Source organism: Phenylobacterium sp. 58.2.17 (genome assembly GCF_026411515.1).
GTDB lineage: Bacteria > Pseudomonadota > Alphaproteobacteria > Caulobacterales > Caulobacteraceae > Phenylobacterium.
In genome coordinates, this window is record NZ_JAPMTQ010000015.1 from 18,138 (window position 1) to 29,626 (window position 11,489).

Below are 11,489 nucleotides of genomic sequence, written 5' to 3' on the forward strand. Positions count from 1 at the left end.
GCTTCGTCCACCGCGTATCGTGGTCCGCGCGTTGCGGGCCTCATCAGGAGGTTCGGCATGATCAAGACGCTGCAACTCGACATCCCGCTGGTCCTGCCGGAGGTCCATGACGGCTCTGACGCCTGCGTCAAGCGGCTCACCGATGAGATCGGCGGTCGGCCCGGCGTGACCAAGGCCCATGTTGTGGAAAAGGCCGAGGGCGCGCACCTTTGTGTCCACTACGACCCCGACGTGATCTCGCTCTCCCGCTTGCGCGAGCTTGTGACCGCAGCCGGCGCGGCGATCACCGAACGCTTTGGCCATGCGGTCTGGCAGGTCCGCGGCATTCAGCACGAGCGGCGCGCCCGCACAGTCACCGAACGCCTGGCCGCCACCCCAGGCGTGCTGGAGGCTGACGCCACCGGCGCGGGCCTGGTCCGGGTCGAGTTCGACCGCACCGTGGTTTCGCAACAAGACGTCCTCAAGGTCCTGGCCGGACTTGGCGTGTCACCCTTGGGCAAGCCGCTGGAACCTCACGCTGAACACGGCCAACCAGGTCACGTTCACAAGGAGGGAGAAGGGCACGACCACGCGCACGGCGGACCGCTCGGCGCGAACAGCGAGCTGATCTTCTCGCTGCTGTGCGGGGGACTGCTGGCCGCGGGCTTCCTGATCGAGAACTTGGTTCCGGCCGCACCGTCCTGGCTGCCGACCGCACTCTATGTCGGCGCTTACGGCTTCGGCGGCTTCTTCACGGTTCGCGAAGCGTTCGACAACCTGCGCCTCAAGCGCTTTGAGATCGACACCCTGATGCTCGTGGCGGCCGCCGGCGCGGCAGCCCTGGGCGCCTGGGCGGAAGGCGCGCTGCTTCTCTTCCTGTTCAGCCTGGGCCACGCCTTGGAGCACTACGCCATGGGCCGCGCCAAGCGCGCCATCGAGGCGCTGGCCGAACTCGCGCCGCGCACCGCGACGGTCCGGCGCGATGGCGAAACGAAGGAACTGGCGGTCGAAGACCTCGTGGTCGGCGACGTTGTGATCGTCCGACCCAACGAGCGCCTTCCGGCCGACGGCTTCGTGGTGAAGGGCGCTTCCAGCGTCAACCAGGCCCCAGTGACGGGCGAGAGCATCCCGGTCGACAAGCGTACGGTGGACGATCGTGCTCGCGCCCGCGCCAAGCCCGACAGCGTCGACGCCGCCTCGCGGGTCTTCGCCGGCACCATCAACGGGGCCGGGGCCATTGAGGTGGAGGTGACGCGGCTGTCGACCGACTCAGCCCTGGCCAAGGTCGTGCGCCTGGTCAGCGAAGCCGAAACCCGCAAGTCCCCGACCCAGCGCTTCACCGACAAGTTCGAGCGCATCTTCGTGCCGGCGGTCCTGATCCTGGCGTTCGTGCTGCTGTTCGCCTGGGTGGTCATCGACGAGCCGTTCTCGGCCAGCTTCTACCGGGCGATGGCGGTCCTGGTCGCCGCCAGTCCGTGCGCGCTGGCGATCGCCACGCCGAGCGCCGTGCTCTCGGGCGTCGCCCGGGCGGCCAAAGGCGGCGTGCTGGTGAAAGGCGGCGCGCCGCTGGAGGATCTCGGCTCGCTGCGCTCCATCGCCTTCGACAAGACGGGCACGCTCACCGAAGGGCGCCCCCGTATTACGGATGTCCTCACCACGCCCGGCGTCGCTGAGAACGAGCTGCTGCGCGTTGCGGTGGCGGTCGAGATGCTGAGCGATCACCCGCTCGCCGAGGCGATCGCCCGGGACGGACGTGAGCGCCTTGGCCCTTCAGGCAATGCGATCGGCGCCGCCAGCGACTTGAAGAACCTCATCGGACGCGGCGTCGTCGCAGAGCTCGACGGCGAAACGGTGTGGATCGGCAAGGCGGAAATGTTCGGCGCCGACGGCGTGCCTGCGCTGGGCGCTGAGGCGGCCAAGGCGATCGCGGGCCTGCGGGATCAGGGCCGAACGACGATGGCGGTGCGCAAGGGCGAGCGCGACCTCGGCGTCATCGGACTGATGGACACTCCCCGCGAGGCCGCGCGCGAGGCTCTGGCCGCCCTTCGGAAGCTCGGCATCACCCGGATGCTGATGATCTCCGGCGACCACAGCAAAGTCGCCGAGGCGATCGCTAAGGACGTCGGCCTCGACGAAGCGTGGGGCGACCTCATGCCCGAGGACAAAGTCGAGGCCATCCGCAAGCTGCGCGCCCAAGACAAGGTGGCGATGGTCGGCGACGGCGTGAACGATGCCCCGGCCATGGCCAACGCGACCGTCGGGATCGCCATGGGCGCCGCCGGATCGGACGTCGCGCTGGAGACCGCCGACGTGGCCCTGATGGCCGACGATCTGCGCCATCTGCCGTTCGCCGTCGGCCTCAGCCGTCGAACGCGGTCGGTCATTCGTCAGAACGTCTTCATCAGCCTGGGGGTCGTCGCGATTCTTGTACCCGCGACGATCCTCGGGCTCGGCATCGGGCCCGCGGTTGCGATGCACGAGGGCTCTACCCTCGTGGTCGTCTTCAACGCCCTGCGGCTGCTCGGCTACCGCGATCGCAGCGCCTAGCGCGGCGTCTTAGAAACTCCCTCCTGCTGGCCACGCCCCGGCCAGCAGGCAGTGGAGGCGCCGGCGGCCTATCCCCCGTTGAGGCCGCCGGCGCACACCTTCGAGCCAGGCTCGGGCCAGCACCCAAAGCAGACATTCCAAACTTCGGCTAAGAGCTCAATGGGGTCGATCGCTAAGGTTTGGAAAGCGGACGGTGCGGAGCAACGGGCCCCTGCTTGAGGGCACTCTAGCCCCTTGACGGCGCAGGCACGCCTCCGCTTGGGCCGAGATACCCGCCTTGGACCTTGATGCGGGGAGCGACGCCTTTGGGGGTAGGCCGGACGTCGGCCGCAACTCTGGCCTTCGCGATGAGGCTGAGCCGGTATTTAGGTTCCGGCGCCGACTAAGCGGCAAACGCTGCCTTGGCCACCCCCAAGCTTTCTGGGAGGACCACGACACCATCCCGGAAGGCATACAGAGACTTCACCCTTTCTCCATCCCAAGCGAACCGGAAGTGATCGCCCTGGATCGCCCGCCCAAGCGCCTGGCCCCTTAGAATCGAGATCCCCGTGGCGCTGGGACGCTCTTCAGGTCGAAACAGAAGACCATCCACCTGCTTCTCAAGAAGCGCCCGGCCGGCCCTCCAGCGAACTTCACGGTCGGGCTCGACGCCCCTGCCGCGACAGTCGGCAAAACGCCCCGTCACGCGCCGAACGAGGACGCGCATGTCCAGGCCCATCGGCACTTCGTTGGTGCTGCTCAAAAACGCTTCGCGTTTGCGGACCGAGACCGCCAAGGCGGTCTGCAGTTCATCGAACAGCTCAAGGGCGGCCGTCGCCGGCCCAAAGAACCGCGTGCCGTCCGGGTTCGGATACGTGAACGGCGCGTGGTTCCAATTCTGCAGATGCGCGGGCTCTGTCTCGCCGGGACCAGAACCGCCGACCAGCCGAGCCTTCTCCCGCAGCCTGGGGTTGGTGAGCGCCTCAACCTCTTTGAACGCGGCATCGTGCTCAGGATCGTTGGCGATCCGCTCGTACAACTCGATCGGCGGAAAGCGCGAAGGGATCAGAACGTAATACTCCTGATCGACCTCCACGATCGGCAGATCATCCTCGCTGGGCGTCGAGGTACTGTCTGACTCGGTAGATATCGACAACGTCCCCTCCAAGCATAACGTCTAGCGCGGATCGTTCACCAAAGTACTTACTTGGCCTTTTAATCCACGTATCGGCACTTTCTTCGTTTGGAATAAGAATCTGAAGAGCCTTGTATATGCTCACCAAGTGAGAAACTCGCTCTACCGCATCCCTTGGGAGGGAGCCTCCATCCTTCTTCCATTTAAAAAAGGTTGATCTTCCGGGAGAGCCGAGAAGTTTTATCTGGTCATCTGTTCCTATACTCCAGGCCTCGGCGATTGCCGTGAATGTCTCCATTGCTGCGGGAATCGTTGAACGCCCGTCGCCCGCGGGGGCGACAGGCTGCGTGGCTGGCATGCTCCATCCTCCGTTTGGTCCAAAATGGGACTTGAACCGTCAATTAGTCCAATGATAGACGGTCTATATCCGGACTCCAGCGCGATTCTAGTCCAGTTCGGACGCCTCGGCAAATCGAGGTCGCATCGCAACGGAGACTGAAATGGCTGGTAAGCCGAAAACCGTTGAACTGGACGTCAACGGCGTCCGCTATGAAATCGACGACGACGACCCGAGCGGGCGCGACGTCCGGGCCGCCGCGGGCCTCAATCCTGCGAGCAGCTTCGTTCTGATCCACGTTCGTGACCGCGGATCGACGTCGGTTGGCCTGGACGACAAGCTCGACCTGAAGGCCGGGAAAGTTGAGATATTTCGCGCCTTCGAGAGCGACCGCATCTTCACGTTCACCCTAGACGAGCGCGCTTTCGAGTGGGGCGCCGACTCGATCTCGGAGACCGAACTCCGCGAACATGGCGACGTGTCCGAAGACAAGGACATCGTGCTCGACGGTGATCACGACGAGGTGGTCGTCCGCGGCGCTCCAATCCAACTGGGCGGTGGCGGCAGCGAGCAGCTCGTGACGCGCAAAGCGCCGCCCCGCGAGGTGGAGATTCGCGTGAACGGCCGGAAGAAGGTCGTTCCGGCGGGCGACATCACCTTCGAGGCCGTCGTTCAACTGGCCTTCCCCAACGGACCCGGCGGCCCGGACGTCGCCTACACCGTCAGCTATCGCCACGGTCCGCCTAATAAGCCGGAAGGCTCCCTGGTCGCCGGGCAGGCGGTCAAAGTCCGCGAAGGAATGGTGTTCAATGTCACCGCTACTAATCGCTCGTAGCCCCGACCTGGCCCGGCTGGCCAACGAAGGTTTCGACATCGAAATCCGCGCCAACCACCTGCTCGTTCACGACGTCCCCTACGTGAACGAGCAGAGGCAGGTCGCCCTGGGGATGCTGGTGTCGGATCTGAGTCTTGCCGGCGACATCACGACCAGGCCGCAGAACCACGTCGCGATGTTCGCCGGAGGCCATCCCTGTGACATCAACGGCGCTCGCATCAGTTCGATCGTCCACGTGAGTAATCGCCAGGACTTCGGCAGCGGGGTCGTGATCGACCACTCGTTCTCGAACAAGCCGCCGGAAGGCTATGCCGACTACTATGAGAAGATCACGACCTATGTCGCCATCATCTCGGGTCCGGCCGCCTGTATCTCGCCGGAGGCGACGGCCAGGACTTTCAAGGTCCGGTCAGGCGAGTTGGAGGAAGGACCGTTTGAGTATCTCGACACGGCCTCGAGCCGCGCCGGGATCGCGGAGGTGAGCGGCAAGCTCGAACAGGAGCGGGTGGTAATCATCGGACTGGGCGGCACAGGCGCCTACACGCTCGACCTGGTCGCTAAGACGCCGGTGCACCGCATCGACCTCTATGACGGCGACAGGCTGCTTCAGCACAACGCGTTTCGCGGCCCTGGAGCCCCGTCGGCTGCCGAACTCCAGCTGAAACCCTTCAAAGTCGACTACTGGAAGTCGGTTTACATGAAGATGAAGCGGGGCATCGTGGCTCACCCGCATCATGTCGATGGCAGCAACGTCGATGAGCTTGCCGGCACCAGCGTGGTGTTTCTCTGCATGGACGCTGCGCCGGCCAAGCGTGAGATCATCGAGGGCCTTGAACGGCTTGGGCTTGCCTTCATCGACGTGGGGATGGGGTTGGAACTCGTCGACGGCTCAATTCTCGGCCAGGTGAGAGTGACGACCAGCACCGTGAAGAAGCGTGACCACGTCTGGAACGGCCGCATCGCCATGGCCACGGATGACGAAGACGATCTCTACAGCCGGAACATCCAAGTCGCGGATCTCAACGCACTGAACGCCGCCCTCGCCGTAGGCCGCTGGAAGCGGATGTCGGGCTTCTATCTCGACCTGGAAAACGAGCATCACACCGTCTACGTCGTCGACGGCAATCAGCTGCTCAACGAGGAGACCGCGAAGTGAAGGTTGATCGCTTCCGCCCCGCGTTTGTCTCGGACATTCCTGACGACCTCGATGAAGGCGTTCTCTACCTAGCGCTCGACTACGATGCGATGGTCCACCTCTGCGCCTGTGGGTGCGGCAGCGAGATTTCGACGCCAATCAGTCCGACAGACTGGAAGATCGCTTGGGACGGCGTCGGCATTACCCTGCGGCCTTCAGTGGGTAACGGCTCGCTGCGATGCCGGTCTCACTACATCATCGATGCTGGCAAGGTGCGCTGGTACCCGCGGATGACCGAAATTGATGTGGCTGAAGAACGGCTTCGGACCGCTCGAGCCAAGGGAGTTGAAGGCTCCATGACCGTCAAGCCAATCGCGACCGTCCCCGCGCCAACCCCGTCGTGGCTCATTAGAGTTTGGAGGGCGATCAAAGGTCGTTGAGCGGGGCGCGGCGGCAGTTCAACGCCCTCACGCGGCAACACCAAGCTCTTCTAGAACTTCCTGTGCAAGCGCTTCGATGTCTTGGAATGCATTGGGCCAATCGGCATGCAGCGCGCCAGCGGCGACCTCCTCAGGCCGAATTCTTGAAGCCACAGGGTCCTGCTTAAGCGCGTCGATATGAGCCTGATCGATCCCGTATTCTTCGCGTTTCTCCTCCATGAATTTCACGATCCCCTCGAACCACTCCTTGTCTTCACTCCGGGTAGGCCAGGATTCCTCGGCAAGGATGGGCAGTTGAAGCGCGCGGAAGATAGCAGTGACAAATGTTGCACATGTAAGGCCTGTCCCGATCGGGCCTTCGATATAGTTTCCGACGGAGTCGAAACACTGTCCGTCTGATGTCACGCCGTACTTAATTTGCGGATCGCCCCGGACTACTTGGCTGGCGAATGCGGCGACGATTTCCTGATTCGAGTGACTAAGAGATGCGCGCGCGCAAGTCGCCGCACCAGCAATCTCTTCATCTCGAAGATCGAAGTGGAAGGCCAAGTGCACGACACGGAACACACCCTGCTCATCTCGATACAGGAGCCCCGTGTGACGTTGATGGGGCTGCGGCGCATATATCGACACGGCCACCGCCTCTTCCGGCGGGATTGTATCAACGGCGCACAGCCTCAACCGGGAAGCCCAGTCATCAACGTCTCAGTGTCTTCTCCTCGTCGACCCAGCTCCAGCCGAACCTTATCCACGAACGGTCGCCACTCTGAAAGCTTAGCCCTTGCAGGTGCGGAGTATCTAGCTATTGCCAGCAATGCTTGGCTCGTAGCATCCGAGACATTGATAGACGACAAGACCAGGTTCAGCTGATGGAAGCTCTCGGTCTGAATGAGGTCGTTAATCCCCCTAAGCAGGCCGACCAAGACGGTGCGCCCCACAGGCCGAAGCTCGGCTAACTTCAGCCAATTTAGATCTGTAGCCGGCGCGCTGAAATTACCGTCTGCGCTGACACACACCGATTGATGATGACGGCCAATTTCCTGCGCCAATGCCGCGACGACTATGGTCACTCGGTTCGACAACGCGCCGCCTATGCCGAGATCAATGGACGCGGCCTCACCCGACGCGCAAACCGCCCTCATACCTTCTTTGGTCAAGACCAAGCGCTCCCACCCAGCCACCTTCGAGCCGGTAGAATGGTCCACCAGATATATCGACGTAGGCGAGCGCGCCCCAGCGGCTTGGTCACCCATGATCACAAGACCGTGGCCGCCGACGTTACGCCTGGCGGTGTAGGCTTGCAAACCGGACGAATATGTCTGGTTCAAGCTTGTCATGACGTCCCTGGGTTCCGCTTCAGCATCTCGTTCAATTTGGGCCCTTGGGCCCAATTGAACGCATCCGTCACCAAGCCATTTAGTTCGTCGAACGTAACGACAAGCTTGGCTGTGTCAAATCGACCTGCAGATTCTTGAAAAATATCAAAGTCGAGCAGGTACTCCCTTGCTCCGTCGGGGCCAGCCAAGCTTGACACTAAATTCAACTGCCGGTCGTCACCAAGGAAGAAGGTAGAGGTCGAGTTGAAGGCGGCAACGCGGTCCCGCTGGTCAGTAGCCAACGGGCCAAGCAGGCAAGGATCAACGATCCCGTCCAACGAGGTGGAAAGCGGAATTGAGTTAATGTATCTCAACCCCAACCGACTATACATAGATATTCCATAGCACTCAGAAGCCGCCTGAAGGGCCTTTTGGAGCCAAGAACGGTGAGTGGCCCAGTCATTGTAGCTCGTCGTTATCACCGCGACAAATTCGCTACACACCGAGATGGTTGTATCGCGGGCCGAATTCTTGAATTCGTAGATAGTAGAGCGGCTGGGAGTCGCGAAGGGACCTTCCGGACCCGAACCGATCATCACTCCAAACTGCTCTCTCGCGTCCAGATACGGAAACTCTTCAAAGAGTAACTTCTGAAATCGAACAGGTACTTGGCTCTCAATCTCCAAGAGCCTGGGGAAGCGTACTTGGCAAATCGCTTCTTTGATGAAGTTCTGCGAATAGACCTCACGAGAGGTCGTCGGAAACGTCATCATGACCTCGAATTTGCGCACGCCATCGCGCAGCATTTGCGCGAGAATCAACACTATGCCCCACACCTCGGGCCGCACAAGGCCCACGGCCGCACACGCGCTCGCCCCTTGGAACTCCCCGTGGAGCGCTTCCTGGAGAACGGTCGATCGCCAGGGCCTGGAAAGTGGACGTTGCGGATTCCCCAGCCCGCGGCCCTAGTCATGCTCCGCCGTCTTGCTTGGTGGGCTCTGCAGAGTAACGGGACTCTGCCTGAAGCTACTCCTGCCCTTTAGCGGTGTTGGAGCACCAGGCAAGGGATGCCGCGCGCCGCACGCGGCCTAGTGTGCAACGGCCTGGGTCAACGGACGGCTTTGCACCATCAGGAGGTATCGGCCCCCTGCTTGGCGGCCTGTAAAGGCACCGCGCGTAGCAACCACAAACGGTGATTTTTCGGACATCTGAGGTTTCGAGTCTGGTCGCGGCGCTTCACCTGAACGTGAGCGATCCTAAAACCCTGTAGCGAATTCAACGGACGCAATTTTGCGGCCTGGGTGAGATTTGCGACAAGTCGCCATGCACATTGGCTACGCTCGCGTCTCCACAACAGACCAACGTCTCGACCTGCAGCTCGACGCCTTGCAGCGCGCCGGCTGCGAGCGGATCTTCACAGACCAGGTGAGCGGCGCAAGAAGCGACCGCCCCGGACTGGAAGGCGCGGCCTCCCACCTTCGCGCCGGCGATACTCTGGTGGTTTGGAAGCTCGATCGGCTTGGCCGCACGGTTCGGCAGTTGGTCGAGTTCGCTTCACAACTGGAGGGGCGCGGCGTCCACTTCGCCAGCTTGACCGACGGGATCGACACCGGCACGGCGGCGGGCCGCTTCTTCTTTCACGTGATGGCCGCGCTGGCGGAGATGGAGCGGGACCTCATCCGAGAGCGCACGAAAGCGGGACTGGAGGCTGCGCGCGCCCGAGGTCGACAAGGCGGCCGACCAAGGAAGCTGACCGCCAGGCAAGTGAGCCACGCCGCCAAGCTGCTCGCCGATCCCGAGACGACCGGCGCAGACGTCGCCCAAACCCTGGGGGTGGCTAGATCAACCCTCTATCGCGCGCTGCGAACTAAGAGCAGCCTGAGCAAGCCGTAGCGCCACGGGGAGTGTCAGCCCCTCGCAGAGGACTGTAACGGCGCCGACAGATACCGAACCACCACATCAGCATAGGCGAACGGCGAGCGATTATAGCGCTTGTCGGCAAAGGCCCAGGACTTCCAGACCCCAGCGTCCGCACAGTGGCCTACGAAGAGCCAAGGCCAACCGCGCATTGCGCGCGCAGCAAGGGCCGATATCCGATGGCGCGCCACCGGCGATGCTGCCTCAAGCTGGCGACCATCCGGCGGAGCGGAATCTCCGCCCCAACTCGCAGCGATGTCGTCGCGTAGCGCTTGGGAGCGTTCGCCCCAGCCGATGACAGTCATGACCTGCCGGAACAGGCCGAAGTAGGCGAGGGGATGCAGCTCCTCGAGCGGCGACAGCAAGGCTGGGTCGGCCTCAAGCATTTTGGCCATCCGCCACTCCAGCTGCAGCGCCTGGCTATCCGCGGAAAGAAACGGATGATCGCGGCGATCCGCCTTGCAGAGATGGCACATCGGGTCCTCGCCGCGATGGGGGACGGCGGGCGCTCCACAATCGTGGCAGGTGTCCGCAAGCACCAGGCCATGGCAAGGGCAGGTGCTAGCGATCGCCAAACGCCAGCGACGGCGATAGTACGGCTCCTGATCAGCGGCCAAGCACAGCGGGCACCATTGCTGGCCGCCGCGCCGCCGGGTCCGATGGAAGACCCCCAATGGCCGAACCCATTGAGTTGGACCGACGACCTGAAGGTCCTCGAACAGGACGCCCTCAAGCGATCGCAATGTCGTTTGATCAATGCGACTAGCATCGACTCCGGTGCGACGGCCGAGCTCGGCCAAGAGCAGCGCCGGAGCCACGGCGTCGATGTCGCGATTCCAAATCTGCAGTCCTGGCCACACCGCGTGGCAGAAGGTGTGAAGCTTTCCGGAGTTGCCGCGCGCGACCCGTGCTAGCCACGATGACAAGAGCTCGTCGGGCTCGGGGCGCGGCCGCCAGGGCAACAGTCGCGAGGTCATGTGATCAAAGGCCGAACCGGTCGGTGCCCTCGGCCTCTAGGACGCGTTCAATCTCGGCGCGTCGCACCGAGGCTGGGGTGTACTTCAGGCTCTTTAGGAGCGGCAGGTCGATGCGTTCCCGGCCCTTGCGGATTGCTTGGATCGCACCCCTTCGCACCAGATGCACGATCTCGCGCGTTAGCCCCTCGGATCGCTCGATGAGCCAGTCGGCGACTGGATCTTCAGAGAGGAACGAGGGCTTTTGCAGCGGCAAAGTCGTTTCCAGGCTGTTCAGGAAGCCGTAGGTCTCCGCATTGCGGCCCCAGCGCGGAATTCGGAGAGGCTCAAAGCGGCGTTCAATTTGTGGATCCCACTTCAGCGCTCGCAGAGCGTCGGGAGTGCCGAAGCCGACGACAGTGAACTTCAGGTCGTTGCCGAGACCCTTGATCACGCTCAGGACCTTTAGGCGCTCCAGACGGTTCCCGAAGGCGACGTTATGGATCTCGTCGATGATCAACATCTTCGTCCCGACCCGAGCCAGTAGGCTCACTACGGTGGGATAGAGCGACTCCGCGCTCGACCCTGCGCTATAGGGCGCGCCCAGTTTATGGAGGATGAGCATCAACAGGCCTCGCCCACTGGTGACCCCTGCCATGCTGACGTAAAGCACCGGCACCGCGGAGGCCGGGGCGTCGGGATCGTCCGGTTTACGATGTCGCTCGGCGAAGAGTTCGGCGGCTTTGGACTTGCCCATTCCTGAGAGGCCGTAGACCAGGATGTGGGTGTCCCCTTCGGTTGGGTAGTCGTCGAGCGCCTCCTCAAGGCGCTCAAAGATCGCACCGATCACCGCATGGCGAACAAACGGCTTACGCCGGATGACCTGCAATCGCTTTGCATCGTCCCCGGAATCGAG

Annotated in this window: 12 protein-coding genes; 5 read left to right on the plus strand and 7 right to left on the minus strand. The window is 62.8% G+C overall.

Features of this window, described 5'->3' with window-relative positions; all coding sequences use genetic code 11:
* The first annotated feature begins 57 nt into the window (after window positions 1–57).
* Window positions 58–2,526, plus strand: a complete 2,469-nt coding sequence (locus OUA97_RS11980; RefSeq protein ID WP_267232124.1) for a heavy metal translocating P-type ATPase — start codon at window positions 58–60, stop codon at window positions 2,524–2,526.
* 382 nt (window positions 2,527–2,908) lie between these two features.
* On the opposite strand, the gene OUA97_RS11985 is transcribed toward OUA97_RS11980, so the two are convergent.
* Window positions 2,909–3,661, minus strand: a complete 753-nt coding sequence (locus OUA97_RS11985) for an RES family NAD+ phosphorylase (RefSeq protein ID WP_267232125.1) — start codon at window positions 3,659–3,661, stop codon at window positions 2,909–2,911.
* On the minus strand, window positions 3,612–3,998 hold the full coding sequence (locus OUA97_RS11990) for an antitoxin Xre/MbcA/ParS toxin-binding domain-containing protein (RefSeq protein ID WP_267232126.1): 387 nt from the start codon (window positions 3,996–3,998) through the stop codon (window positions 3,612–3,614). Before OUA97_RS11990 ends, OUA97_RS11985 begins: the two co-directional genes overlap by 50 nt.
* Before the next feature lie 142 nt (window positions 3,999–4,140).
* On the opposite strand from OUA97_RS11990, the gene OUA97_RS11995 reads away from it, so the two are divergent.
* The 3 genes from OUA97_RS11995 to OUA97_RS12005 are packed head-to-tail and all read left to right on the plus strand — an operon-like array spanning window position 4,141 to window position 6,387.
* On the plus strand, window positions 4,141–4,812 hold the full coding sequence (locus tag OUA97_RS11995) for a multiubiquitin domain-containing protein (RefSeq protein WP_267232127.1): 672 nt from the start codon (window positions 4,141–4,143) through the stop codon (window positions 4,810–4,812).
* Entirely contained in the window at window positions 4,787–5,968 is a 1,182-nt protein-coding gene (locus OUA97_RS12000; RefSeq protein WP_267232128.1) for a ThiF family adenylyltransferase, read from the plus strand. Before OUA97_RS11995 ends, OUA97_RS12000 begins: the two co-directional genes overlap by 26 nt.
* Window positions 5,965–6,387, plus strand: coding sequence for a DUF6527 family protein (locus OUA97_RS12005; RefSeq protein ID WP_267232129.1), 423 nt, complete (start codon window positions 5,965–5,967; stop codon window positions 6,385–6,387). Before OUA97_RS12000 ends, OUA97_RS12005 begins: the two co-directional genes overlap by 4 nt.
* 27 nt (window positions 6,388–6,414) lie before the next feature.
* Here OUA97_RS12005 and OUA97_RS12010 read toward each other — a convergent pair whose 3' ends face one another.
* The 3 genes from OUA97_RS12010 to OUA97_RS12020 all read right to left on the minus strand — a co-directional run bounded on the left by OUA97_RS12010 (window position 6,415) and on the right by OUA97_RS12020 (window position 8,524).
* Entirely contained in the window at window positions 6,415–6,954 is a 540-nt protein-coding gene (locus OUA97_RS12010) for a hypothetical protein (protein WP_267232130.1), read from the minus strand.
* Window positions 6,955–7,064: 110 nt separating this feature from the next.
* Window positions 7,065–7,544: a hypothetical protein gene (locus tag OUA97_RS12015; RefSeq protein WP_267232131.1), complete on the minus strand. Its 480-nt coding sequence runs from the start codon at window positions 7,542–7,544 to the stop codon at window positions 7,065–7,067.
* A 176-nt stretch (window positions 7,545–7,720) separates the two neighbouring features.
* A complete protein-coding gene (locus OUA97_RS12020; RefSeq protein WP_267232132.1) occupies window positions 7,721–8,524 on the minus strand; it encodes a TIGR04255 family protein in 804 nt (267 codons plus the stop codon).
* A gap of 502 nt (window positions 8,525–9,026) precedes the next feature.
* Between OUA97_RS12020 and OUA97_RS12025 the strand changes: the two genes are divergently transcribed.
* Complete coding sequence (locus tag OUA97_RS12025) at window positions 9,027–9,596, plus strand: recombinase family protein (protein ID WP_267232133.1); 570 nt, start codon at window positions 9,027–9,029, stop codon at window positions 9,594–9,596.
* A 14-nt stretch (window positions 9,597–9,610) separates the two neighbouring features.
* On the opposite strand, the gene OUA97_RS12030 is transcribed toward OUA97_RS12025, so the two are convergent.
* Both OUA97_RS12030 and OUA97_RS12035 read right to left on the minus strand, forming a co-directional pair.
* On the minus strand, window positions 9,611–10,597 hold the full coding sequence (locus OUA97_RS12030) for a TniQ family protein (RefSeq protein WP_267232134.1): 987 nt from the start codon (window positions 10,595–10,597) through the stop codon (window positions 9,611–9,613).
* Window positions 10,598–10,601: 4 nt separating this feature from the next.
* Window positions 10,602–11,462 (minus strand): TniB family NTP-binding protein, encoded by an 861-nt coding sequence (locus OUA97_RS12035; RefSeq protein ID WP_267232135.1) that lies wholly within the window; start codon window positions 11,460–11,462, stop codon window positions 10,602–10,604.
* Between the last annotated feature and the right edge of the window lie 27 nt (window positions 11,463–11,489).

Coding starts and splice junctions, on each gene's coding strand:
- OUA97_RS12000 (WP_267232128.1), top strand. CDS start 4,787: ATGTCACCGCTACTAATCGCTCGTAGCCCCGACCTGGCCCGGCTGGCC.
- OUA97_RS12025 (WP_267232133.1), top strand. CDS start 9,027: ATGCACATTGGCTACGCTCGCGTCTCCACAACAGACCAACGTCTCGAC.
- OUA97_RS12030 (WP_267232134.1), bottom strand. CDS start 10,597: ATGACCTCGCGACTGTTGCCCTGGCGGCCGCGCCCCGAGCCCGACGAG.
- OUA97_RS11990 (WP_267232126.1), bottom strand. CDS start 3,998: ATGCCAGCCACGCAGCCTGTCGCCCCCGCGGGCGACGGGCGTTCAACG.
- OUA97_RS11995 (WP_267232127.1), top strand. CDS start 4,141: ATGGCTGGTAAGCCGAAAACCGTTGAACTGGACGTCAACGGCGTCCGC.
- OUA97_RS11980 (WP_267232124.1), top strand. CDS start 58: ATGATCAAGACGCTGCAACTCGACATCCCGCTGGTCCTGCCGGAGGTC.